The organism is Microbacterium meiriae (assembly GCF_040702565.1).
Taxonomy (GTDB): Bacteria; Actinomycetota; Actinomycetes; order Actinomycetales; family Microbacteriaceae; genus Microbacterium; species Microbacterium meiriae.
Window position 1 is genome coordinate 934,539 of sequence record NZ_JBFBLJ010000002.1, and the last position, 24,249, is coordinate 958,787.

The following is a 24,249-nucleotide window of genomic DNA, read 5'->3' on the forward strand; positions in this document are numbered from 1 at the left end:
CATGGCGACCATCGACCTGAACTCGGACCTCGGCGAGAACGTCCCCGACCGGATCGTCAGCGACGACGCGAGCATGCTCGAGATCGTCACGAGTGCGAACGTGTCGTGCGGATTCCACGCCGGGAGCCCGGAGGGCATCCGCGAGACCCTCGCGGCGGCGGTCGCCGGCGGCGTCGTGATCGGTGCGCACCCCGGGTACCGCGACTACGAGAACTTCGGGCGCACGAAGGTCGACATCGACTCGGCCACGCTGCAGGCACATGTCGAGTACCAGCTCGGTGCCCTCCTCGGGCTCACCGCGGCGGTCGGCGGGCGGGTCTCCTACGTCAAGCCGCACGGGGCCCTCTACAACACCATCGCCCGCGACGAGCGGCAGTCGAAGGACGTGGTGGCGGCCATCACGGCGATCGACCCCTCGCTCGTGCTGCTCGGTCTCGCCGGCGGCGTCGTGCTCGACGTCGCCGAACGGGCGGGGCTGGCAGTCGCGGCGGAGGCCTTCGCCGATCGCGCCTATCAGCCGGACGGTCAGCTCGTCTCGCGCACCGAGGAGGGGGCCGTGCTGCACGACCCCACCGCGGTGGCGGAGCGGATGGTGCGCCTGGCCGCTGAGGGTGTGATCCGGGCGATCGACGGCACCGACGTCGCCGTGTCCGCGCAGTCGATCTGCGTGCACGGCGACAGCCCGGGATCCGTCGCGATGGCCGCGGAGACGAAGCGCCTGCTGCAGGCGGAGGGCATCACCATCGCCCCGTTCGCCGGAGTCTGACATGGCGGTGCTCGCGACTCCCGCCCAGCTCGCCGACGCCCGGGCCGCCCGTGCGGCGCACCGCGCCGGTCACGCCGCGCCTACCAGCGGCGTCGCCCCGGGGCTGACCCAGGCGAACCTCATCGCCGTGCCCGCGGACTGGGCCTTCGAGACCCTCCTCTACGCGCAGCGCAACCCGAAGCCCTGCCCCGTCCTCGAGGTGATCGAGCAGGGCGAGGTGGAGTCGCGGCTCGCGCCGGGCAGCGACATCCGCACCGACATCGGGCGCTACCGCATCTGGCGGGACGGCGAGCTCGTCGAGGAGGTGTCCGACGCGACGGCGGCGTGGGCCGAGCATCCCGACCTCGTCGCGTTCCTCATCGGCTGCAGCTTCACGTTCGAGACGGGGCTCGTCGAGGCCGGGATCCCGATCCGTCATCAGGAGCTCGGACGCAACGTGCCGATGTACCGCACGGCGGTGGACTGCACGCCAGCCGGGCGCCTCCGCGGCGAGATGGTGGTCTCGATGCGTCCGATCCCCGCGGACCGCGTGGCCGACGCCGTGCAGATCTCCGGGCGCACCCCGGCTGTGCACGGCGCGCCGGTGCACATCGGCGATCCGGCGTCGCTCGGCATCGCCGATGTGATGGCGCCCGACTTCGGCGACGCCCCCGAGATCCGCCCCGGCGAGATCCCCGTGTTCTGGGCGTGCGGTGTGACCCCGCAGGCGGCGATCATGGCGTCGAAGCCGCCGTTCGCCGTCACCCACGCCCCGGGGTACATGTTCGTCACCGATGTTCCGGATGCGGAGTACCGGGTCTGATGCGCATCCTCACGGCCTCCGACAGCGCGCTGCTCGTCGAGGCGGACGACCTCGAGCAGGCCATGCGGCTGAATCTGACGTGGAGCGACATGCCCGGTGTGCTCGAGCGCATCCCCGGCGCCCGCACCGTGCTCGTGCGGTTCGATCCGCACCGCACCTCGGCTGCCGCGCTCGCGGAGGCGCTCGCCGCGACCGAGGTCGACGCGGCGGCCCTGCCCGATGCGGGGGAGGTCAGCATCCCGGTCCGCTACGACGGGGACGATCTCGACGAGGCCGCCGCGCTCCTCGACGTCTCGGCGGAGGAGCTGGTGGCTCGTCACCTCGCCGCGGACTGGAGAGTGGCCTTCTCGGGTTTCGCTCCCGGCTTCGGCTACGCCGTGAGCGGCGACCCCCTCTTCGACGTGCCGCGGCGGTCGTCGCCGCGCACCCGGGTGCCCGCCGGCTCCGTCGCGCTCGCCGGGGCGTTCAGTGGCGTGTATCCGCGGGAGAGCCCGGGCGGCTGGCAGCTCATCGGCCGGACCGCCCTGGAGATGTGGGACATCGACCGCGACCCGCCGGCCCTGCTCGCGCCGGGTCGACGCGTGCGCTTCGTGCGTGCGGAGCGGGAGACCGTGGCGGCGTCGCCTATGGGGGTGGCCGACGCGACGCGTGTCGACCGCCGTGCGGGCGGTCCGGCGGTCGAGGTCGTGCGATCCTCGCTGCAGCTCCTCGTGCAGGACGCGGGTCGCCCCGGCTTCGCGGCCCTGGGCGTCTCGGCCTCCGGCGTCGCCGATCGTGTCGCGATGCACGCGGCGAACCGGGCGGTGGGCAACACCCCCGCCGCGGCCGTGCTGGAGAGTGTCGGCGGAGCCGTGCTGCGCTTCCACGGTGCGGGAGTGGCCGCGGTCACCGGCGCCACGGGCCCGCTCACGCTCACCGACGCCGATGGCACCGAGCGCACGCTCCTCCCCGGGGTGCCCTTCGCGACCGTCGACGGCGATGAGCTCACGCTGGGCCACCCCGACCGCGGACTCCGGTCCGTGATCGCGGTCCGCGGAGGGCTCGCTCCGGCCGCGGCGCTCGACAGTCGCGCGACCGACACGCTCGCCGGGCTGGGCCCCGCGCCGCTGTCCGTCGGCGACCTCCTCCCGATCGGAGATGCCGCCGTGGCCGCCGTCGAGCCGGATCCGGTGCCGCGCGCGCTTCCCGCGGCCGGGGAGCTGGTCGCGCTCGAGATCACCCTCGGGCCGCGCGACGACTGGTTCACCGCCGCCGGCGTCGACGCGCTCACCGGGCAGGAGTGGACGGTCACGCCGCGCTCGGACCGCGTGGGCATCCGACTGCAGGGCGACGTGCCCCTGGAACGGGCGGTCGGCGGCGAGCTGCCGAGCGAAGGCGCCGTGACCGGGGCCATCCAGGTGCCGCCGGACGGGCAGCCCGTGCTCTTCCTCCCCGATCATCCGCTCACCGGCGGCTACCCCATCATCGGTGCCCTCACCGATCGCAGCCTCGACCTCGCCGCCCAGCTCCCGCCGGGTGTGCGGGTGCGCTTCACCGTCAAGGAGACCTCATGACCTCTGTGCTGATCGCCAACCGCGGCGAGATCGCGGTCCGCGTGATCCGCGCGTGCGCCGAGGCCGGCTACACGTCGGTCGCCGTCTACGCCGACCAGGACGCCGACGCCCTGCACGTGCGGCTCGCAGACGAGGCGATCGGCCTGGGCGGCGACACCGCGGCGACGACGTACCTGTCGGTCGAGGCGCTGATCGACGCGGCCCGCCGCAGCGGTGTCGATGCCGTGCACCCCGGCTACGGCTTCCTCTCCGAGAGCGCCGCGTTCGCGCGAGCCGTCGAGGACGCCGGACTCGTCTGGATCGGACCCTCGCCGGAGAGCATCGACGCACTCGGTGACAAGATGACCGCGCGTCGGATCGCCCAGCGCGTGGGCGCCCCGCTCGCCGCCGGCACGGATCAGCCGTTGTCCGGACCGCAGGAGGCGGTGGCGTTCGCCGAGGAGCACGGCCTCCCGATCGCGATCAAGGCCGCGTTCGGTGGCGGCGGCCGAGGGCTCAAGGTCGTCCGCGAGCTGTCCGAGGTCGCCGACGCGTTCGACGCGGCCACCCGTGAGGCGACCGCGGCATTCGGCCGCGGGGAGTGCTTCGTGGAGCGCTTCCTGGAGAGCCCGCGACACATCGAGGTGCAGGTGCTCGGCGACGGGCGCGGCGGCGTCGTCGTCGTGGGCGACCGCGACTGCTCCATGCAGCGGCGCAATCAGAAGCTCATCGAAGAGGCTCCCGCGCCCGGCCTGACGGAGGCGCAGCGGGCGGCGTTCCATGACGCGGCGCGGGCGATCTGCGCCGAGGTGCAGTACCGCGGCGCCGGCACGGTCGAGTTCCTCCTCGCCGCGGACGGCACGATCTCGTTCCTCGAGGTGAACACCCGGCTGCAGGTCGAGCACCCCGTGACCGAGGAGGTCACCGGGACCGACCTCGTCCGCGAGCAGTTCCGGATCGCGTTCGGCGAGGGGCCGTCCTTCACCGACACCCCGGCTCCGACCGGGCATGCGTTCGAGTTCCGCATCAACGCCGAAGACCCCGGCCGCGGATTCCTGCCCAGCCCCGGACGGGTGGACGCCCTGCGCATCCCCGGCGGACCCGGCGTGCGGTGGGACAGCGGCATCGAGGCCGGCGACACCGTGCAGCCCGCGTTCGACTCGATGATCGCGAAGCTCATCGTGCACGCGGAGACCCGGGACGCGGCGCTCGTGCGCGCGCGTCGAGCGCTGCGGGAGCTCGCCGTCGAGGGTCCGGCGACCGTGATCCCGTTCGACCTCTGCGCCATCGACGACCCCGCGTTCGCGACCGCGACCTTCGCCGTGCACACCCAGTGGATCGAGACCGTGCTGCTCCCGGCGCTGGAGTCGCAGCCGCGCCCCGCGGTCGCCCCGGTCTCCGGACTGCAGCGCTTCCCGGTGGAGATCGACGGCCGCCGCGTGATGCTCGGTCTGCCCGCGGAGCTGCTGGCCGGCATCGGCCGTCCGGCGGGAGAGGCCGCTGCACCCGTGTCTGCGGCGGACCCCTCCGAGCTCCGGGCTCCCGCGCCGGGCACGCTCGTGCGGTGGCTCGTCGACGACGGGGCCGAGGTGGCCGAGGGAGACCCGGTGGCCGTGCTCGACGCGATGAAGATGGAGACGACGGTCACCGCGCACCGCGCCGGCACCCTCACCCCTCGCGCGGACACCGGCGCGACCCTCTCCGCCGACGCCCTCCTCGCCACGATCGCCTGACCCCGGTCCCGTCCCGTCCCGTCCCGTCCCGTCCTGTCCCGTCCGGGCATGCGGAGTGCGAATACGTCCCTCCCGCGTCGCTCCGACGCCCGTTATCGATCCCGCCGGCATGGCCCGTCGGGAGTGCGAAAACGCCCCCTCCTCGTGTGAGGAAGGGGCGTTTTCCGTCCGGGCTCCACCCCGCAAACCGATGCGAGTGCGAAAACGGGCTTTCGAGGGGTGCGGGAGGGGCGAAACCCGTCCCGCACGCACCCCGGAGCGGGGCGTTACGCGGGGTCGCCGCCGAGGGGGCCGACGGGCTCGAGGGGCTTCGGGTCGTCGGCACCGGTCTTGCGTGCCCGGGCGATGAGGTTGCCCAGGTGGTAGATGAGCAGCGCCGCGACCGTCCCGAGCACGATCCCGCCGAAGGCGAAGTCACCGAGCTGCATCGTGAACCCGGCGATGCCGATCACGAGGGACACCGCGGCGGTGTACTGGTTGACCGGCCGGGAGAAGTCGACGCGGCTGTCCACCCAGATCTTGATGCCGATGATGCCGATGAGGCCGTAGAGCGCGGTCGTCGCCCCGCCGAGCACGCCCGCGGGGATCGAGTTGAACACCTCGCCGACCTTCGGGGAGAAGGCGAGGAGGATCGCGAACAGACCCGCCACCCAGTACACGGCGGTGGAGTACACGCGGGTCGCGGCCATGACGCCGATGTTCTCGCCATAGGTCGTGGTGCCCGAGCCGCCGAAGCCACCCGCGATGGTCGTGGCGACGCCGTCGGCGATGAGCGCGCGGCCGGTGTGACGGTTGATGGCGGGGTCCTCGGTCATGGTCGCGACACCGCGCACGTGGCCGACGTTCTCCGCGATGAGCACGAGCACGACGGGCAGGAACATCGCGATGGTCGACCAGGTGCCCGGCTCGACGAAGTCCGGGAACTGGAAGTGCGGGAGGCCGATCCAGGGGGCGTCCGCGATGAGCTCGGCGGGGGTCTTGTCGCCGCGGAGCGGGTTGGGCACCTCGAACGAGCCGTTGAACGCGGCCCAGATGAAGCCGACGGCGACGCCGAGGAAGATCGAGATCCGTCCGAGGAAGCCCCGGAAGAGCACGGCGAAGAGGATGATCGCGACGAGGGTGATCGTGGCGGTCACCGGGTCGAGCGCGAAGTTGCTCCAGGCGGTGGGGGCGAGGTTGAAGCCGATGAGCGCGACGATGGCGCCGGCGACGACCGGGGGCATCAGGGCGTCGACCCAGCGCAGGCCGACGAACTGCACGACGAGGCCCACGACCGCGAGGAGCACGCCCACCGCGACCACGCCCGCGAGGGCCGAGCCGGTGCCGCCCGCCGCGACGGCCGCGGTGATGGGGGCGATGAAGGCGAACGAGGAGCCGAGGTAGCTGGGCAGCTGGTTCTTCGTGATGAGGAGGAAGAGCAGCGTGCCGATGCCGCTGAAGAGCAGGGTCGTCGACACCGGGAAGCCGGTGAGCGTCGGCACGAGGAACGTGGCGCCGAACATCGCGACGACGTGCTGCGCGCCGATGGCGATGGTCGCGGGCCAGGACAGACGTTCCTCGGGGGTGACGACGGCGCCGGGCTCGACGGTGCGGCCGTTTCCGTGCAGCTTCCACAAAGCCATGCGGGCTCCTCAGGTTTCGGGATCGGGGGCGGAGTGCTGGAGCAACACTACCGATTCCTGAGTTTTCCCTGTGCGCTCTGCGGTCGCGCGGAGCGCGGTGTCAGGCGCCGAGGCGGTCGATGAGCTCGCGGTACCGGGCGGCCGTCCGGGCGACGACCTCGTCGGGCAGCACGGGGGGCTCGCCCTGCTTGTCCCAGTTCGCCGCGAGCCAGTCACGCACGATCTGCTTGTCGAAGCTCGCCATTCGCTCGGCAGGCGTCGACCCCGTGCGCCAGGCCTCGGCGTCCCAGTACCGGGAGGAGTCGCTCGTGAGGACCTCGTCCGCGAGGCGGAGGGTGCCGTCGGCGTCGGTCCCGAACTCGAACTTCGTGTCGGCGAGGATGAGGCCCTTCTCCTCGGCGATGGCCGCGGCCCGACGGTAGATCGCGAGCGAGGCGTCGCGGAGCTCGGCCGCCCGGTCCGCCCCGACGAGCTCGACGACGCGGTCGAACGTGATGTTCTCGTCGTGCTCACCCATCGGCGCCTTGTAGGCCGGGGTGAACAGCGGCTCGGGCAGGCGGTCGCCGTTCTGCAGCCCTGTCGGCAGGGCGATGCCGCACACGGTGCCGTGCTCCTGGTACTCGGCCCAGCCGGAGCCGGTGATGTACCCGCGCACCACGCACTCGATCGGCAGCATCTCGAGCGACTGGGCGAGCATGGCGCGATCGGCCACCTCCTCCGGCAGGTCGCCGTCCGTGAGGTGATTCGGCACGTCCAGCTGGGCGAACCACCAGCGGCTGAGGCGGGTCAGCAGGGCGCCCTTGTCGGTGATGCCGGGAGAGAGCACGACGTCGAACGCGCTCACCCGGTCGGACGCGACGACGAGGATGCGGGTGTCTCCCGGGTCCTCGGAGGCGTAGAGGTCGCGGACCTTTCCGGAGTAGAGGTGTCGCCATCCGGGGATGGCCTGCGCGTTTCCTGCGGACGGTGTGCTCACCCGCCCATTATCCCGGTGATGCGTGCTCTTCCGCGCCGAGACCCCGCGTTCGCGTCGAGACCCCGGGGTGAGCGCGCCGGGACCCCGGGGTCTCGCCGGAAAGACGGGGTCTCGGCGGAGGAGGGGCGGGTGTATAGTCCATGTGGACTATTCGTGCGGGGCAGGGGACAGGGCATGAGGGGGAGAGGCGTGGGGAAGAGCAGGGATGTGGTGGCGGCGCTCACGCCGCTCGGCGTCATGGTGCTGGCACTGCTCCGCGAGAGCGACATGCACCCGTACGAGATGGTGCGCCTGCTCCGCGCGCGTCACGACGACCGGCTCATCACCGTCACCAACGGCACGCTGTACCACACCGTCGCCCGACTCCAGCGGGCCGGTCTGCTCGACGAGGTCGGCACGGATCGCGAGGGCAACCGACCTGAGCGGACGACCTACACCCTCACCGACGCCGGACGGGAGGCGGTGGTCGCCTGGGTGCGGCGCTCCCTTCCCCGCATCGACCGCGAGACCGACGCCCGCGTCGCGCTCGCCGAGTCGCACAACCTCGACCGGGACGACGCCGTCGCGCTGCTGCAGGAACGGCGTGAGGCCCTCGTCGCCTCGTACGCGCTCCACCACGACGGCCTCGCCGCCGCCCGCGCCAAGGGCGTCCCGCCGCAGGTCCTCGTCGAGATCGAACGGCAGGAGGCGCTGCTCGACGCCGAGCTCCGCTGGCTCGACTCCCTCCTCACCCGCCTCGACGGCGACGAGCTCCGCTGGGGCCCCGACGCCTTCGACGACACCGACCGCTACCGCGCCCAGCGAAAGGCTGCACAGCAATGACCGATTCCCGTCAGACCTCGGGACCCGAGACCGGGCCCTTCGCCGCCGGTCACGCACCGAAGAGTCCGTGGCCGGCGCTCTGGGCGCTCGTCATCGGGTTCTTCATGATCCTCGTCGACACCACGATCGTCTCCGTCGCGAACCCGGCGATCAAGGCCGCCCTCGACCCCGACACGAACAACCTCGACAACGTCGTGTGGGTCACCAGCGCCTACCTGCTCGCCTACGCCGTCCCGCTGCTGATCACCGGACGACTCGGCGACCGCTTCGGGCCGAAGAACATCTACCTCATCGGGCTCGCGGTCTTCACCCTCGCCTCGCTCTGGTGCGGACTGTCCACCACGCTCGAGGGCCTGATCGCTGCCCGCGCGGTCCAGGGGCTCGGCGCCGCATTCATGACGCCGCAGACCATGGCCGTGATCACCCGCACGTTCCCGCCCAACCGCCGCGGCGCGGCGATGGGCCTCTGGGGCGCCACGGCCGGCGTCGCCACTCTCGTCGGCCCCCTCGCCGGCGGTCTGCTCGTCGACGGCTTCGGGTGGCGGTGGATCTTCTTCGTCAACCTCCCCGTCGGCGTCATCGCCTTCGTGCTCGCCTGGATCCTCGTGCCGAAGCTGAAGACCCACCCGCACCGGTTCGACGTGGTCGGCGTCGTGCTCAGCGCCGTCGCGCTCTTCCTCATCGTCTTCGGGCTGCAGGAGGGCGAGAAGTACGACTGGGGGACCATCGTGGGGCCGATCTCGGTCTGGGGGCTCATCATCGCGGGCGTCGTGGTGCTCGCGCTCTTCATCGTGCAGCAGGCGCGCACCCGCAGCGAACCCCTCGTGCCGCTCGCGCTCTTCCGCGACCGGAACTTCTCCGGCGCGAACGTGGCGATCGCCGCGGTCGGCTTCACCGTCACGAGCATGTCGCTGCCGATGATGTTCTTCCTGCAGACGGCGCGCGGCCTCACCCCGACCGAGGCGGCGATGCTGCTGATCCCGATGGCCGTGCTGTCGGGCGTGCTCGCCCCGGTCGCCGGGAAGATCCTGGACCGTGTCGACCCGCGTATCATCCTCGTCCCCGGCCTGATCTGCGTCGCGGCTGCCCTGGTCTGGTACTCCGCCCTGACCACGATGGACACCCCCATCCTGATGTTCCTGCTGCCGTCCGCCCTGATGGGCATCGGCAACGCGGGCATGTGGGGGCCGCTGGCGACCACGGCCACGCGCAAGCTGCCGCCGCGGCAGGCCGGTGCCGGCGCGGGCATCTACAACACCACGCGCACCATCGGGTCGGTCATCGGCTCCGCGTCGATCGCCGCGTTCATGCAGTCGCGGCTGGAGGCGAACCTCCCCGGTCTGGCCGACGCCCCGGCCGGCACGGGCAGCGGCGCACTGCCGCCGCAGGTCGCCGAGGGCTTCGCTGCGGGCATGTCCCAGACCCTCCTGCTGCCCGCCGGCGTGATCCTCATCGCCCTCGTCGCCTCGCTGTTCCTCCGCGGACACGACCGCAAGGACGAGCCCGTCGCCACAACCCCTCCGGCGTGACCGCGATGACCCCGACACGCCGGTATCCACGCGGCTTCCGGCAGTGTCGGGCGTCTCTCCGAGATTCCGGTGCGCGGGAGGTGCAGGGTTAGGGTGGATGGTCGGCGGCCGCCGGGCCGCCCTTCCGAACCCCCGAGGAGCACTCGACGTGAGCCGCCATCCATCCTCTCCGCCGAGCCGTCTGCGGCGGTTCGGCCGCACCGCCGGCGCGACCGCTCTCGCCGCGCTCGTCGCCGCCGGGGCGCTGCTCGCCGGAGCCGCGCCCGCCACCGCGGCCGACGACGGCGAGACCTACGTCATCGGCACCGACACGACCTTCGCGCCGTTCGAGTTCACGAACGAGTCCGGCGACCTTGTCGGCATCGACATGGATCTCCTGCGCGCGATCGCGGAGGACCAGGGCTTCGACGTGGAGATCCGCCAGCTCGGTTTCGACGCCGCGGTGCAGGCGCTGCAGTCGAACCAGGTCGATGCCGTCATGGCCGGGATGTCGATCACCGAGGAGCGCCAGCAGACCTTCGACTTCAGCGACCCGTACTTCACGAGCGGCGTGCAGCTGGGCGTGCTCGAGTCCAGCGACATCGAGTCCCTCGACGACCTCGACGGCAAGACCGTCGCGGTGAAGACCGGCACCCAGGGGCAGACCTTCGCCGAGGAGAACGCCGACGAGTACGGCTTCCGCATCACGCCCTATCAGGACACGACCGACATGGTCGACGCGGTCAAGGCGGGTCAGGCCGTCGGCTACTTCGAGGACTTCCCCGTGCTCGCCTACGGCATCCAGCAGGGGTCCGGCTTCCGCCTCGTCGGCGAGCCGGCGCTCGGTGGCGAGTACGGCTTCGCGGTGAACAAGGGCGAGAACGCCGAGCTCCTGGAGATGTTCAACGCCGGCCTCGCCAACCTGCAGGACTCCGGCGCGTACGACGAGATCGTGGACACCTACCTCGCGACGGGTGACGACGCGCAGGAGGCGCAGCCCACCGACATCATCTCGGTCGCGGTGAAGTACTGGCCGGCCCTGATGCAGGGTCTGTGGCTCACGATCCTCGCCACGATCGTCGCGGTGATCGCAGCCTTCATCCTCGGGATCATCTTCGGCTTCGGGCGCCTGTCGAAGTTCGCGCCGTTCCGCTGGATCGCGACCGCCTACGTCTACGTCTTCCGCGGGACCCCGATCCTGATCCAGGCGTTCTTCGTGTTCTTCGCCATTCCGCAGCTCATTCCGGACCTCAAGTTCGACCCGTTCGTGGCCGGTGCGATCACCCTGTCGCTGAACACCGGTGCGTACATGACGGAGATCATCCGCGGCGGCATCCAGGCCGTCGACCCCGGTCAGGCGGAGGCGTCGCGCTCGCTCGGCCTCAGCCACTGGAAGACGATGCGCAAGGTCGTGCTGCCGCAGGCGTTCCGGATCATGATCCCGTCGTTCGTGAACCAGGGCATCATCACTCTGAAGGACACCTCGCTCATCAGCGTCATCGGTCTCGCCGAGCTGACGTTCGTCTCGCGACAGATCATCGCCTCGACGTATCTCTCGGCGCAGGTGCTGACGATCGTCGCCATCATCTACTTCGTCGTGATCACGCTGCTGACGCTGCTCGCGAACCGCCTGGAGAGGAAGGCCAACGCATGAGCAAGATCGAGGTCAGGGACCTGCACAAGTCCTTCGGCGACAACGAGGTGCTCAAAGGCATCGATCTCACGGTCGAGGACGGCGAGGTCATCGCGGTGATCGGCCCGTCCGGCTCGGGCAAGTCGACGCTGCTGCGCTGCCTCAACAAGCTCGAGGAGCCGACGTCGGGGCACGTGATCATCGACGGTGTCGACCTCACCGACAAGAGCGTGAAGCTGGACGAGGTGCGGCAGCACATCGGCATGGTGTTCCAGCACTTCAACCTGTTCCCGCACATGACCGTGCTGGAGAACATCACGCTCGCCCCGGTCGAGCTGGGCCGCATGACGAAGGCCGAGGCCCGCGACCGCGCCCGCTCGCTGCTCGAGCGCGTCGGCCTGTCGGAGAAGGCGGACGCGAAGCCCGCGTCGCTCTCCGGCGGTCAGAAGCAGCGCGTGGCCATCGCCCGTGCGCTCGCGATGGACCCGGAGATCATGCTGTTCGACGAGGCCACCAGTGCCCTCGACCCGGAAATGGTCGGCGAGGTGCTGCAGGTCATCCGCGATCTTGCCGAGGGCGGCATGACCATGGTGCTCGTGACCCACGAGATGGGCTTCGCGCGCGAGGTGTCCGACCGCACGGTCTTCATGGACGGCGGCGTCGTGGTCGAGGAGGGCACCCCCGCCGACCTGTTCGGCGCCCCGAAGAACGAACGCCTCCAGGACTTCCTGTCCAAGGTGCTCTGACCCCGACCTTCGAATCGTTTGAATGGCTGCATTTCCGCTCGGGATGCAGCCATTCGCTACGTGAAGCGGGTCAGCGGGCGACGCGGGCAGCGATGTCGGTGCGGTGGTGGGAGCCCTCGAGGCGGATGCGGCCGATGGCGTCGTAGGCGCGGGCGCGGGCGGTGCGGAAGTCCGGGGCCACAGCGACGACGTTCAGCACACGGCCGCCCGTCGCGATGAGCGAGCCCCCGGGTGCGTCGGGGCTGGCGGTCGCAGCGTGCACCAGACGGACGCCCTCGACCGCGGCGGCGTCGGTCAGGCCCTCGATCGGACGCCCGGTCTGCGGCGCCTCGGGATATCCCTCGCTCGCCAGGACCACGGTGATCGCGACCTCATCGCGGAACACGGGCTCCGGCTGGTCCTCGAGCGTGCCGGACGCGGCGGCGAAGAGGAGCTGGGACAGCGGGGTCTCCAGCCGCGGCAGCACGACCTGGGTCTCCGGGTCGCCGAAGCGCGCGTTGAACTCGATCACGCGCACGCCCTGCGGGGTGAGGATGAGGCCGGCGTAGAGGAGCCCGATGAACGGGGTCCCCTCGGCATCGAGCTGTCGGACGACCGGGAGCGCGACGTCGCGGGTGACCTCCTCGACGAACGCCTGCTCGCTGCCGAACTGCTCCGCGAGCCAGGGCAGCGGGGAGTACGCTCCCATGCCTCCGGTGTTGGGGCCGGCGTCGCCGTCGAGGGCACGCTTGAAGTCCTGTGCCGGGCTGAGGGCGCGTACCGTGTCGCCGTCGCTGAGGAAGAACAGCGAGACCTCGGGGCCGGACAGGAACTCCTCGACCAGGACGGGGCCGGCCGGGAGGTACTGCTCCGCGTGGGCCAGGGCCTCGGCGCGGTCGGAGGTGACGATGACCCCCTTGCCCGCGGCGAGTCCATCGGCCTTGACCACGTGCGGGGCGCCGAGCTCCTCGAACGCGGCTTCGACGTCGGCGACCGTGGCAGCGCGGACCGCGCGGCCGGTCGGCACACCGGCGGCGTCCATGACGCGCTTGGCGAAGGCCTTGGAGCCCTCGAGCTGCGCGGCGGCCTTGCCGGGTCCGAAGACGGGGATGCCGCGGCCGCGGAGCTCGTCCGCGACGCCTGCCACGAGCGGAGCCTCCGGGCCGATGACGACGAGGTCGATCGCGTGCTCGTTCGCGAAGGCCGTGACCGCGGCGCCGTCCAGCGGGTCGAGGGCGACGGGGGTCGCGTCCTGCGCGATGCCGGCGTTGCCGGGGGCGACGAGGATCTCGTGCGCGGTGGACTCGGCGCGCAGCGCCAGGATGATCGCGTGCTCACGGGCACCGGAACCGAGGACGAGGATCTTCACGCGTCCAGCCTATCGAGGCACGTGCGCGGGGTTTCGGCCGGTCCCGCGTTCACAACTCAGGACGATCGGCGCGGCAGCCGGGATCCGACGGCATATCCGGACCGATCCGCCGCGGTTCTCCTGAGCTGTGCACGGAGGTCGGGAGGGTCAGAGCACGATCGGGCGCTCGTCCGCGGTATCCCAGGGCACGGTCCAGCCGGTCGCGTCGAACAGCGCGTCGAGAACCATGGCGGTGAAGCCCCACACGATCGTGCCGTCCACGTCGAAGGCGGGTCCGCGGAACGTGCGGCCGGCACGGGACAGGGTCGAGGTGAAACGGGTCGCCGGGTCGAGGAGCTGGGCGACGGGGACGCGGAACACCTCGACGGTCTCCGCGTGGTCGACGGCGACGACGCGGGACGGCGACTGCCACCAGGCGAGCACGGGGGTGACGAGGTGGTTGCTGGCAGCGAGGGGGATGACGGGGAGCGTCGCGAGCACCTCCACGCCGGCAGGGTCGAGGCCGGTCTCCTCCTCGGCCTCCCGCAGCGCCGTGGCGACCGCGTCGGCGTCGGCCGCTTCGGCGCGTCCGCCGGGGAAGGAGACCTGGCCCGGATGCGAGGAGAGCGTCGGAGCGCGACGCTGCAGCAGGACGTCGAGATCGCGTGCGACCGCCGCGTCCACGGTCGGTGCGGGGATGTGGTCGAGGACGCCGAAGAGGATGAGCACGGAGGCGTCGTGGGCGCCGCCCGGGTCCGCGAGCGGAGGGATCGGCACGCTCCAGGAGTGGTCGGCCGCGGCGGCGAGCAGCTCGGCCCGGGCGCCCTGCGGATGCATGCTCATGTCCTCGAGCTTATGACCCGGTCCGGGGCGGCGGATCTAGGGTGGGGGGATGGCCAGGAAGATCGACATCGTCGACGGGCGCGCGGCGCTCGGTGCCGTTCGCGACGCGGAAGCCGCGGGGACGAAGCCGGCGCGTGCGGAACTCGCGACCGCGGTGCGCTACCTGCTGCAGCTGCTCGACGAGAAGGCCCCTGGCAACAGCGTCGAGGTGCGGGTCCCGCCGTTCGGAGCCGTGCAGGTGATCCAGGGGCCGCGGCACACGCGCGGCACGCCGCCGAACGTCGTGGAGATGGACGCGGCCACCTGGATCGCGGTCGCCACCGGCGCCGAACCGTGGGCGGACGCCGCGACGGCCGGGCGCATCCACGCCTCGGGCACGCGCGCTGACCTCACCGGCGTGCTCCCATTGCGTCCCTAGCGGCGGGCGACGACGAGCGGCACCCCGGTGCGCGGGTGCGGGAAGACGTCGACGGGCTGCCCGTAGACCTCCTCGATCCGCGCGGCCGTGAGGACCTCGTCCGGCGTGCCGGTGGCGGCGACCCGCCCGTCGGCGAGCAGGGTGACGCGGTCGGCATGCGCGAGCGCGGCGTTCAGATCGTGCAGCACGATCGCGACCGCGACCCCGGCCTCCGCCTGGGTGCGGACCACGCGCATCACGTCTTCGTGATGCTTGAGGTCCAGCGCCGCCGTGGGCTCGTCGAGCAGCAGGATCCCGGTGCTCTGGGCGAGCACGCGGGCGAGCGCCACCCGCGCGCGCTCACCGCCGGAGAGCGAGGGGACGGACCGCTCCCGCAGCGCCGCGACCTCGGTCGTCGCCATCGCCGTGGCCACGGCGCTGTCGTCCTCGGCGGCGGCCGGGGTCCGCGCCCACGGGGTGCGTCCCATCCGCACGACCTGCTCGACCGTGAAGGGGAAGGTGACGGTGTTCTCCTGCAGCAGCACGGCCCGGTGCCGGGCGAGGTCGCGGGGGCGGGTCGCCGCCACCGGACGGCCGTCGAGGAGGACGGTGCCCGAGACCGGAGCGATGTCGCCGGAGAGCACGCCGAACAGGGTGGACTTGCCCGCGCCGTTCGGCCCGACGAGGGCATGCACCTCCCCGGCGTGGATGTCGATGGCCGCGTCGGCGAGGATGGCGCGTCCGTCCCCGACGCGCACCGTGAGCCCGCGGCCCTGCAGCCGGAGGCTCACGCCCACCCTCCCGACCGCCGCCGCGTCCGCACGAGGAGCCAGAGGAAGAACGGGCCGCCCACGAGCGAGGTGATCATGCCGATCGGGAGGTCCGCGAGCGGCACCGCGGTGCGGGCCACGAGGTCGGCGACCGCGATGAGGAGGGCGCCGCCGAGGGCGGAGGCGATCACGAGCGGCAGGTGCGCCGGGCCGATCAGCATGCGCATGAGGTGGGGGACGACGAGTCCGGCGAAGCCGATGATCCCCGCGAAGGCCACCGCCGCGCAGACGAGCAGCGCCACGGTGACGATGACGACCATCCGCAGCAGCTCGACCGGGACGCCGAGATGCCGGGCGGTGCGCTCGCCGAGGGCGAAGAGGTCCAGGCCCGGCGCCACGATCAGGGCGACGACGATCCCGATCGCCACGAGCGGCGCGACGAGCTGGATGTTCGACCAGAGCGCGCCGTTCAGCGAGCCGAGCTGCCAGAACACGATCTGCTCGCGCGTCGAGGTCGTGCCGAGGAAGGTGAGGAAGGCCATGCCGGCGCCGGCGATGGCGTTGATCGCGATGCCGGTGAGCAGCAGGGTGACCACTTCGGTGCGGCCGCCGGAGCGGCTCAGCAGGTACACCGAAAAGACGGCCACGAGGCCGCCGAGGAAGGCGAAGGCGGGCGTGGTCCACATGCCGAAGGTGGCCAGGCCGAACGTGATGCTCGCCGCCGCTCCGAGCGCCGCGCCGGACGAGACGCCGACGACGCCCGCGTCGGCGAGCGGATTGCCGAAGATGGCCTGCATGAGCACGCCGGAGACCGCGAGCGCGGCGCCGACGAGCAGGCCGAGGACCAGCCGCGGGAGGCGGAGGTTGAAGATCACGCCGTCGTCGGTCGCCGCAGCCGCAGCCCCCGTGGTGTCGATGCCGAGACCGCGCAGGAGGACGCCGACGAGCGCGGTCGGCGACAGGTCGTACTGCCCGCTCGTGATCGACGCGACGCAGGTGACGAGGAGGGCCACGACGAGGGCCACGACGACCGCCGCGAAGCGCAGTCCCCGATGCCGGGTCGGCGTCGGGGTGACGACCTCGCCGGTCACGAGGCGGGTTCCGGCGCGTACAGGGCGCGCGCGAGGGCGCTGATCACGTCGGCCGACCGGGGGCCGAAGCTGAGGATCTCGGCGTCCGCCATGTCGATCACCCGGCGATGTGCGCCCGCCGGGGTCTCGGCGATGGCGGGGATGCGTTCGATGAGTCCGTCGACGCCGCCGACCGATTCCAACCCGTCCGTCATCATCACGAGCACGTCGGGCTGCGCGGCGACGAGCGCTTCCGCGGTCATCGGCTTCATGCCCTCCCAGCCGATCTCCTCGGCGACGTCGACCCCGCCGACCGCGTCGATGAGGGAGTCCGCCCCCGAGTCCTCGCCGAAGATGTAGTACACGTTGGCGCTCCCGCGCACGTACAGGAACAGCATGCGGGCCCTGTCCGCCTCGGCGGGCGGGGTGACGGCGGCGATCTCCGCGATGGCGGCGTCGAGCTCGGCGTCGAGGCGGGCGATGAGCGCCGCACCGCGCGTCGGGACGCCGAGGGCCGTGGCGATCTCCGTCACGAGCGCGTCGGTGGTGTCGATCCGTCGGTCGCTGGAGATGACGACGACCGCGATTCCGGCGTCCCGCAGCTGCTGGCGGACCTCCTTCGGGCCGATCGTGGTGTCGGTGAGCACGACGGTCGGGGCCAGTTCGAGGATCGCCTCCGGGTTGAGCGTGTGCCCGGTCTTGGTGACGACCGGAAGGTCCTCGGTGCCGGGGAACTGCGTGGACGCGTCGCGCCCGACGACCTGATCGCCGAGCCCGAGCGCGAACACGGTGGCGGCGATCGTGCCGGAGATGTCGATCGGGAGGATGCGATCGACGTCCGTGATCTCGACCTCGCGGCCTTCGCTGTCGGTCACGGCCACCGGGAGCGCCGGGGCGGTGTCGTCATCGACGGGGACGACCGCGTGACTCGCGAGGCACGCGGTCGAGGGACCCGTGGCCGCGCGCACATCGGCGACCAGGTCGAGATCGGCGAGAGGAGTCGACGCCTGCGGGCACGCCGCGTCGACGGGAGGTGTCGACGCGGGGTCGGAATCCGGTCCGGCACAGGCGGCCAGTCCGAGAGCCAGCGCGGCGGCGAGGAGCAGGGCAGAGGCGCGTCGCATTAGGCAAGGCTATCCTAAAACTTGACGTCCTCGCCGACGCCCCTCTACGCTCGGGATCGGCGGCTTGCTTAGCCAAGCCTAACCAAAGTCCACTTCGCCCGACTGCCGTGCGGTACCGCCGGGAGCGCACGATCGATCGCGCCCCGCGGGCCGCGGAGAACCGTGAACGCCACAGCACATACCCCCTCAGTGAGCACACGCCTGCGTGTCGTGCTCGCCGCCCTCGTCTCCTTCGTCCTCGTCGCCGCCGGGGGGATGGCCAGCCCGCCGGCGCACGCTGCCGCGGCGACCGTCGCCGCGACGGTGTCGTCCGCCGACACCACCGGCGTCACCGTGCAGGTGCGGGCCGAGGGTCTGCCGGACGTGACGGGCGTCTATGCCGCACTGATCGTGTCGGGCACCGAGAGCGGCGTCTCCGCCGGTGGTGGCTACGCCGCGTTCGCGCTGCCCTTCCCGAGCGTGCAGCAGGGGGCCGCCTCCTTCACGCTGCAGGCGCCCGTCGCGTCTCTGGACCGCACGAAGACGTACGAGGTGCTCGTCTGGCAGCAGCACTCCGCGCCGACAGCCGCCACGATCTACGGCCGCGGCGACGTCACGGTGACGCCTGCGCAGTGGGACACGGTCTTCGGAACGACGCCCGTCGAGCCGGGCGAGACGGAGCCGGGGGAGACGACTCCGGGCGAGATGGAGCCGGGCGAGACGGAGCCGGGGGAGACGGCCCCGGGCGAGACCGAGCCGGCGCCCGCCGAAGCCGCCATCGACGTGTTCCTCGCCGACGGCACCACGCCCGCTGCGGGTGCTCGCCTCCAGGCGGGTGACGAGATCGTCGTCAAGGGCACCGGATACGACCCGACCGCGAACGTCGGCGGGCGCGGCGTCCCGATCCCGTCGAACCTGCCCCAGGGCACCTATGTGGTCTTCGGCAACTTCGCCGCGACGTGGCAGCCCTCGCAGGGGGCGCCGTCCTCGGCGCGTTCGGTCGGTGCACAGGCCTGGGCGCTCGCCGAAGGCGTGCTGACCCAGGTCCCGGCGCAGTACCAGGGCGCGATCCGCGCACAGTGGGTGGACATCACCCCCGAGGGCTCGTTCCAGGTCACGCTCACGCTGAAGGACACTCCGGCGACGCCCGGCTCCTACGGCGTGTACACCTACCCGGCAGGCGGCGTCGTCAACGCCGACCAGGAGCGCCGCGTCGCTCTGGACTACCGCGTCGCCTCGGGGCTCACGACCACCGTGAAGGCGGCGACGGCCGATGACGGCCTCACGGTCACGGCAGCGGCGACGAAGCTCGGCGCCGTCTCGGGCGCCTACGCGGCACTGATCGAGAAGGGCACGGAGGCCGACGTCACGGCCGGAGGCGGCTTCCTCGCGATGCAGTACGTGCGCGGCATCACCGGTGGCGGCTTCAGCGTCGACCTGACCGCTGCGGCGACAGCGCTGGACCGGTCGAAGGCCTATGAGGTGATCGTCTGGCAGCAGCACACCATGCCGAATGCGAACACGATCTACGCGCGCTCCACCGTCACCGTCACCGACGCGCAGTGGAACGCCCTGCTGCCGTCCCCCGGGCCGTCGGTCACCGCCGCCGTCACGGGAGCCTCGGCCGCGGACGGGCTCACGGTGAAGGTCACCGCCGCCGACCTCGGCGCGGTCACCGGCGCCTACGTGGCGCTCATCGAGACGGGGACCGAGGCTGACGTGACGGCCGGCGGCGGCTTCCTCGCCATGCAGTACGTCCGGAACATCGGCTTCGGAGCCTTCGCGGTCGACCTGAACGCGGCGGCGAAGGACCTCGACCGGTCGAAGACGTACGAGGTGATCGTGTGGCGGCAGCACACGATGCCGACCGCCGACACCATCCACGCGCGAGGCGCGATCACGATCACCGATGCGCAGTGGCGCGCACTGCTCGGCGAGAAGCCGACCGAGCCGAAGCCCCCGGTCACGCCGAAACCCCCGGTGACGCCGACGAAGCCGGCTGCGACCGTCCCCGGCGGGTCGCTGCGCTGGGCCATCTCGTCCTCGTTCACGAACTACATCACCGGCCCGATCGCCCAGGGTGCGATCGCCGTATCCGGTGGCGCCACCCGATCCGGCGGTCAGTTCCAGTTCGGGCAGACCGTCGGCGGCGATTTCGACGCGACGTCCGGGCGAGGCAGCGTGGTCTACCGCGGCGCGGTGCGCTTCACCGGCCACCACGGGGTGCTCGACGTCACCGTCGCCGATCCGATGATCCGGATCACCTCGGCGTCCTCCGCCACGCTGTTCGTGACGAGCGGGGGTGCGCAGGTGCCGTTCGCGACTCTCGACCTCTCCCGCGCGGTCCGCACGGCGGCCGGCGGCGCCGTCACCTACACGGCGGCACCCGCCGCCCTCACGGACGCCGGGCGCGACCGCGTCCTCTCGGGATACGGCACCACGCTCAACCCCGTCTCGTTCACGATCGGCTCCGTCGCCGCCGCGCCCTCGGGCACGACGGGAACGGTCGCGGCGGCCGCGGTCGCGCCGAAGGCCACGCTCCCGGCGACCGCGCCGACGTCCACCGGCATCGAGGTCGACGAGGAGAACCTCGCCGCGCTCGCCGCCGGGAAGCCGGCCACGGTCTCCGCCTCCGGGTTCCGTGCGAACGAAAAGGGCATCACGGTGGTCGTGTACTCGACTCCGGTGCTGCTCGGCACCGTGACGGCGGATGCGTCGGGTGTCGCGACGTGGTCGGGTTCCCTCCCGGCGACGCTCGCGGACGGCGACCACACGCTCACCTTCCAGGGCTCCGTCGATCGCGGCCTCTCGTTCACCCTCGCCAGAGCGACCACGGAGCTCGGGGTGTGCACGGTGGAGGGAGCGACCCTGCACTGGGGCTACAAGGAGTCGTTCCGGACCTACATCGAGGGCATCGCGCGGGGTGGCTGGACGCTGACCGACGTGACGTACGAGTATCCCGCCTTCGTGTGGTCGAGCGGCACCGGTTCGCTGGACGACGAGGCGCGCGCGGGGCTGGTCACGTACGGCGGCAGCATCGCCTTCACGGGCCACGACGGGGCGCTGAACACGACGCTGGCGAACGCGCGGGTCGAGCTCGCGGGCGACACCGGGTACCTCGTCTTCGATGTCACCGGGACCACCCAGGACGGAGAGGCCGTGGCGCAGCAGGGGGTGCGTCTCGCGGAGTTCGCCCTCACGGACGCCGCCGTCACCGACGGTGCGCTGACCCTCGACGACGTACCCACGACACTGACCGCGGCCGGTGCCTCCGCGTTCGGCACGTATCAGGCGGGCGAGGGGCTCGACCCGGTCTCCGCCGTGATCCCGGTCGACGATGCGTGCGGCGCTCCTGCGGAGGAGGAGTCCGAGCCGGAGGCCGAAGCCGATGCGGCGGTGACCGCGATCAGCGCGCCGGTCGCCTCGGACGAGGCCCCGGTGTGGCCCTGGATCGTGGGCGGTCTGGTCGTCGTCGCGCTCGCCGCGACGGGCGGGGTGCTGATCGTGCGTCGCACCCGGAGGGGGGAGCCGGCCGAGACGACGACCGAGGTCTGAGACCGGCGGCTAGCGGAACCGCCCTCCCCGGTCATCCGGGGAGGGCGGTCTCGCATGCGGCTGCGCACGGCTGCGGAGGGTGGGACAATGGAGGCATGCCCTCCCACGACACCCATCAGACCGTCGAAGCGACCGTGCGCCGCGTGCCGCGGTACGGCGTGCTCATGGGCATCGGGGTCGTGCTGGGCGTCATCGCCGCCGGCATCCTCACGATGGTCGGCAGCTTCGAGCAGTCGCAGGCGCTCGACGTCGTCTATCCGCCCGGTCAGGTCTTCGGCTTCCTCCTGCTCTGGACCGTGCCGATCGGTCTCGCGCTCGGCGGCGTGGCCGGTCTGGTGCTCGAGCGTCTCGCCCGCCGCCACGACCGCGTCGTGACCGTCGACCGGGAGACCGTCGTCGACGACGGCACCACGGACCGCGACTAGGCGAGCTCGGCGATCACGGGGCGGATCGCGGAGTCGAACGCCACGACGTCCCGGCGGAGCCCGTCCGTCACCGCGACCGTGAGGTCGCCGATCCACCAGATCCCGCGCTGCGACAGAGGCAGCACCTGCACGTTGAGCTCGAAGGAGTGCGCACGGCGCCCGATGTCGCGCTCGAACTCGGCGATCGCGCTCGCGTACGCCCGGTAGGCGTCCCCGCCGGTGTGGCTCTTCATCGACCCCACGTACCGGTCGTGTGCGGCGGTGGCATAGCGGAGCGCGGTGCCGGCATGCGGTCGGATCGCCGACGAGAGCGCCTCGGCGCCGGTCGCCGGGAGGGCCACCAGCGTGTCGAAACCGTCGATCAACTCCAGCGGGACGCCCGAGTGATGAGCCCGCGGCTCCACGGTCATGTCCCAGTAGCCCTGCCACTGCGCCTCGACCTCGGGCGGGGCGTCCACCGCGTCGGGTGCGCGGACTGACAGGTCGCGGAGGGACGGCAGATCCAGGGGTGCCCGGATGCCCAGCAGCTGGCGCAGGGCGAGCGCGACGAGCACGGGGACGCTCGCGTCTTCGCGGATGAGCCACTGCGGCTTGTCGGCCATGGCCCCATCGTAGGCGGGTGCAGCAGCGCGCGGAGCCCCGGCACGGTAATGCCCGCGGAGAGCCGCGTCAACCCTCGCTGTGATCGCCGGATCCAGGGGTAGACCTGCTGACACGTCGGCGGCCGTCGGCGGGAGTCGAGAGGAAGAACGATGTCGCAGAGCAATGCAGAAGGTGCCGCGGGCAGCGGTACGACCGAGTCTCCGGGCACCGTCCGGACCGCCGCGCACGAGGCCGCAGGCGTCGCCGACGAGGCGAAGAGTCAGGCGGCGGGCGTCGTCGAGACCGCGAAGGCCGAGGCCGGTGCCGTCGCCCATGAGGCCAAGGACCAGGTTCGCGACCTGTACCACCAGACGAAGACCGAGCTGTCGGAGCAGGCGGCGGTGCAGCAGCGCCGTGTCGCGGACGGGCTCCGGTCCGTGGGCGGGGAGCTCGGCACGATGGCTGAGCGCTCGGACGGCGGTGTCGCCGCCGACCTCGTGCGCCAGGCGTCCACCCGGATCCAGGGCATCGCGGGCTGGATCGGCGACCGCGACCCCGGTTCGCTGCTCACGGAGGTGAAGTCGTACGCACGGGCGAAGCCCGGCACGTTCATCGCCGTGGCGGCACTCGCCGGTCTCGTCGCCGGCCGGCTGACCAGAGCGCTCTCCGAGGGCGCTGCCGAGTCGGCCTCCTCGGGGTCGGGTTCCGCCCGGTCCGGCTCTTCGTCGGCCGCAGGGGCGACGGCAGCCGCCGTTCCGCCGCGTCCCGTCGTCCCCGCGGCGACCACGCCCGGGGCGGTTCCCGGTGGTGCGGGCGCGGCCGGTGTCGCCGGAGGCGCGGGAGTCGCCGAGAACACCACCCTCGGTCAGCCGCCGCTGCCGACCGATGGCACGGTCCCCGGAGCGCCGGACGGGATGAGCGGTATCGACGCCGGCACCGCGCCGTGGGGCGTCACGCCGCACGGCGAGACGGTGGATGACGGGGACACTCCGCTCTACGACCGGACGGATGCCGCCACCCGCGGCTCCGATGAAGAGGGGCGACCATGACCGACCCCATCCCCACACCTTCGGAGCAGAAGGCCGAGACCACATCTCTCGGCGATCTGCTCAGCGAGGTCACCACTGATCTGTCGACCCTGATGCGGCAGGAGCTGGAGCTGGCGAAGGCCGAGCTCAAGCAATCGGCCACGCGCGCCGGCCGGGGGGCGGGCATGCTCGGCGGGGCCGGATACGGCGCGCTCATGGCCGTGTTCTTCCTGTCGGTGGCCCTCTGGTGGGCCCTCGGCGCCTATGTCACCGGTCTCGGCTGGTCGGCCGTGATCGTCGCCGTCATCTGGGCGGTGATCGCCCTCGTCCTGTTCGTGATGGGGCGCAAGCAGTTGAAGAGCATCGAAGGGGCTCCGCGCACCGTGGACACCCTCAAGCGCATCCCTGATGCGGTGAAGAGGAATGAGGAGAACAAATGAGCGATTCACCCGACGCGATCCGCGCCGACATCGAGCGGACCCGAGCAGAGTTCGGCAGGGACGTCGACGCTCTCGCCGACAAGGTCACCCCCTCGAAGGTCGTGCACCGGCAGACGCAGAAGATGAAGGGCGCGGTGCGCTCGGCCGTCGACCGGGTGATGGGCGCCGCCGATGACGCCGGGGACCGGCTGGGGGACGCCTCCTCCTCGGTCGCCGATGCCGGGCGGCACACCGTCGCCAAGGCCCAGGGGAATCCGCTGGCGGTGGGCCTCATGGCTTTCGCCGCCGGCCTCGTCGTGGCCGCCGTCATCCCCGCCTCCTCGAAGGAGAAGGAACTGGCCGAGGACATCAAGGAGAAGGCCCAGCCTCTCGTCGATGAGGCGACCGACGTCGCCAAGACGATCGGACAGGACCTCAAGGAGCCGGCGCAGGAGGCCTTCGCCGCCGTCAAGGATGAGGCCGCCGGCGCCGCAGCCCACGTCCGTGACGACGCGACCCACGCCGTCGACGAGGTGAAGGGCAGCGCTCAGGACGCTCGCGACAACGTCGCAGGCCAGAGCTGACCGCAC

At 72.0% G+C, this 24,249-nt stretch carries 22 protein-coding genes; 14 read left to right on the forward strand and 8 right to left on the reverse strand.

The features are described 5' to 3' along the window. Position 1 precedes the first annotated feature (1 nt). Genes AB0310_RS11950 through AB0310_RS11965 form a run of 4 tightly spaced genes read left to right on the forward strand, consistent with a single transcriptional unit; the run spans position 2 to position 4,833 of the window. Entirely contained in the window at positions 2–766 is a 765-nt protein-coding gene (locus tag AB0310_RS11950) for a LamB/YcsF family protein (RefSeq protein ID WP_187663079.1), read from the forward strand. Position 767: 1 nt separating this feature from the next. Further along, entirely contained in the window at positions 768–1,568 is an 801-nt protein-coding gene (locus AB0310_RS11955; protein ID WP_363588236.1) for a putative hydro-lyase, read from the forward strand. Further along, complete coding sequence (locus AB0310_RS11960; protein WP_366237326.1) at positions 1,568–3,121, forward strand: 5-oxoprolinase subunit B/C family protein; 1,554 nt, start codon at positions 1,568–1,570, stop codon at positions 3,119–3,121. The genes AB0310_RS11955 and AB0310_RS11960 overlap by 1 nt, the downstream gene beginning before the upstream one ends. After that, positions 3,118–4,833 carry an acetyl/propionyl/methylcrotonyl-CoA carboxylase subunit alpha gene (locus AB0310_RS11965; RefSeq protein ID WP_366237327.1) on the forward strand — a complete coding sequence of 572 codons (1,716 nt, stop codon included), beginning with the start codon at positions 3,118–3,120 and terminating at the stop codon, positions 4,831–4,833. Before AB0310_RS11960 ends, AB0310_RS11965 begins: the two co-directional genes overlap by 4 nt. 266 nt (positions 4,834–5,099) lie before the next feature. Here the strand turns inward: AB0310_RS11965 and AB0310_RS11970 are convergent, their stop codons facing one another. After that, the gene (locus AB0310_RS11970; protein WP_062766125.1) at positions 5,100–6,455 is read right to left on the reverse strand and encodes a uracil-xanthine permease family protein; all 1,356 of its coding nucleotides are present in this window, start codon (positions 6,453–6,455) and stop codon (positions 5,100–5,102) included. A 100-nt stretch (positions 6,456–6,555) separates the two neighbouring features. Next, positions 6,556–7,431, reverse strand: coding sequence for a phosphoribosylaminoimidazolesuccinocarboxamide synthase (locus AB0310_RS11975; protein ID WP_366237328.1), 876 nt, complete (start codon positions 7,429–7,431; stop codon positions 6,556–6,558). 189 nt (positions 7,432–7,620) lie between these two features. On the opposite strand from AB0310_RS11975, the gene AB0310_RS11980 reads away from it, so the two are divergent. The 4 genes from AB0310_RS11980 to AB0310_RS11995 all read left to right on the forward strand — a co-directional run bounded on the left by AB0310_RS11980 (position 7,621) and on the right by AB0310_RS11995 (position 12,140). Then, a complete protein-coding gene (locus tag AB0310_RS11980; protein WP_313366664.1) occupies positions 7,621–8,253 on the forward strand; it encodes a PadR family transcriptional regulator in 633 nt (210 codons plus the stop codon). Next, the gene (locus AB0310_RS11985; protein WP_187663085.1) at positions 8,250–9,782 is read left to right on the forward strand and encodes a DHA2 family efflux MFS transporter permease subunit; all 1,533 of its coding nucleotides are present in this window, start codon (positions 8,250–8,252) and stop codon (positions 9,780–9,782) included. The genes AB0310_RS11980 and AB0310_RS11985 overlap by 4 nt, the downstream gene beginning before the upstream one ends. A gap of 148 nt (positions 9,783–9,930) precedes the next feature. Continuing rightward, positions 9,931–11,415, forward strand: a complete 1,485-nt coding sequence (locus tag AB0310_RS11990; RefSeq protein ID WP_144881453.1) for an amino acid ABC transporter substrate-binding protein/permease — start codon at positions 9,931–9,933, stop codon at positions 11,413–11,415. Beyond that, complete coding sequence (locus tag AB0310_RS11995) at positions 11,412–12,140, forward strand: amino acid ABC transporter ATP-binding protein (RefSeq protein WP_366237329.1); 729 nt, start codon at positions 11,412–11,414, stop codon at positions 12,138–12,140. The genes AB0310_RS11990 and AB0310_RS11995 overlap by 4 nt, the downstream gene beginning before the upstream one ends. 70 nt (positions 12,141–12,210) lie before the next feature. On the opposite strand, the gene purD is transcribed toward AB0310_RS11995, so the two are convergent. Then, complete coding sequence (gene purD, locus AB0310_RS12000; RefSeq protein ID WP_259952904.1) at positions 12,211–13,488, reverse strand: phosphoribosylamine--glycine ligase; 1,278 nt, start codon at positions 13,486–13,488, stop codon at positions 12,211–12,213. A 147-nt stretch (positions 13,489–13,635) separates the two neighbouring features. After that, positions 13,636–14,310 (reverse strand): NUDIX hydrolase, encoded by a 675-nt coding sequence (locus AB0310_RS12005; RefSeq protein ID WP_259952902.1) that lies wholly within the window; start codon positions 14,308–14,310, stop codon positions 13,636–13,638. 49 nt (positions 14,311–14,359) lie between these two features. Between AB0310_RS12005 and AB0310_RS12010 the strand changes: the two genes are divergently transcribed. Then, positions 14,360–14,728 carry a sterol carrier family protein gene (locus tag AB0310_RS12010; RefSeq protein WP_187663089.1) on the forward strand — a complete coding sequence of 123 codons (369 nt, stop codon included), beginning with the start codon at positions 14,360–14,362 and terminating at the stop codon, positions 14,726–14,728. On the opposite strand, the gene AB0310_RS12015 is transcribed toward AB0310_RS12010, so the two are convergent. From AB0310_RS12015 to AB0310_RS12025, 3 genes are read right to left on the reverse strand one after another with little or no spacing between them, the layout of a single operon-like run. Beyond that, positions 14,725–15,498: a heme ABC transporter ATP-binding protein gene (locus AB0310_RS12015; protein WP_363444926.1), complete on the reverse strand. Its 774-nt coding sequence runs from the start codon at positions 15,496–15,498 to the stop codon at positions 14,725–14,727. The two genes, AB0310_RS12010 and AB0310_RS12015, sit on opposite strands and share 4 nt — an antisense overlap. Beyond that, complete coding sequence (locus AB0310_RS12020; protein WP_268777708.1) at positions 15,495–16,568, reverse strand: FecCD family ABC transporter permease; 1,074 nt, start codon at positions 16,566–16,568, stop codon at positions 15,495–15,497. Before AB0310_RS12020 ends, AB0310_RS12015 begins: the two co-directional genes overlap by 4 nt. Continuing rightward, positions 16,565–17,671: a heme/hemin ABC transporter substrate-binding protein gene (locus tag AB0310_RS12025; protein WP_292793309.1), complete on the reverse strand. Its 1,107-nt coding sequence runs from the start codon at positions 17,669–17,671 to the stop codon at positions 16,565–16,567. Before AB0310_RS12025 ends, AB0310_RS12020 begins: the two co-directional genes overlap by 4 nt. A 189-nt stretch (positions 17,672–17,860) precedes the next feature. Between AB0310_RS12025 and AB0310_RS12030 the strand changes: the two genes are divergently transcribed. After that, a complete protein-coding gene (locus AB0310_RS12030) occupies positions 17,861–21,205 on the forward strand; it encodes an HtaA domain-containing protein (protein WP_366237330.1) in 3,345 nt (1,114 codons plus the stop codon). Between the two features lie 95 nt (positions 21,206–21,300). Then, a complete protein-coding gene (locus AB0310_RS12035; RefSeq protein ID WP_187663094.1) occupies positions 21,301–21,630 on the forward strand; it encodes a potassium transporter Trk in 330 nt (109 codons plus the stop codon). Here the strand turns inward: AB0310_RS12035 and AB0310_RS12040 are convergent. Beyond that, complete coding sequence (locus AB0310_RS12040) at positions 21,627–22,232, reverse strand: zinc-binding alcohol dehydrogenase (protein WP_187663095.1); 606 nt, start codon at positions 22,230–22,232, stop codon at positions 21,627–21,629. The two genes, AB0310_RS12035 and AB0310_RS12040, sit on opposite strands and share 4 nt — an antisense overlap. A gap of 150 nt (positions 22,233–22,382) precedes the next feature. On the opposite strand from AB0310_RS12040, the gene AB0310_RS12045 reads away from it, so the two are divergent. Genes AB0310_RS12045 through AB0310_RS12055 form a run of 3 tightly spaced genes read left to right on the forward strand, consistent with a single transcriptional unit; the run spans position 22,383 to position 24,243 of the window. After that, positions 22,383–23,261, forward strand: coding sequence for a hypothetical protein (locus tag AB0310_RS12045; protein ID WP_268777706.1), 879 nt, complete (start codon positions 22,383–22,385; stop codon positions 23,259–23,261). Then, on the forward strand, positions 23,258–23,680 hold the full coding sequence (locus tag AB0310_RS12050) for a phage holin family protein (RefSeq protein WP_187663097.1): 423 nt from the start codon (positions 23,258–23,260) through the stop codon (positions 23,678–23,680). The genes AB0310_RS12045 and AB0310_RS12050 overlap by 4 nt, the downstream gene beginning before the upstream one ends. Then, complete coding sequence (locus AB0310_RS12055; protein WP_187663098.1) at positions 23,677–24,243, forward strand: DUF3618 domain-containing protein; 567 nt, start codon at positions 23,677–23,679, stop codon at positions 24,241–24,243. The genes AB0310_RS12050 and AB0310_RS12055 overlap by 4 nt, the downstream gene beginning before the upstream one ends. Positions 24,244–24,249: the final 6 nt, after the last annotated feature.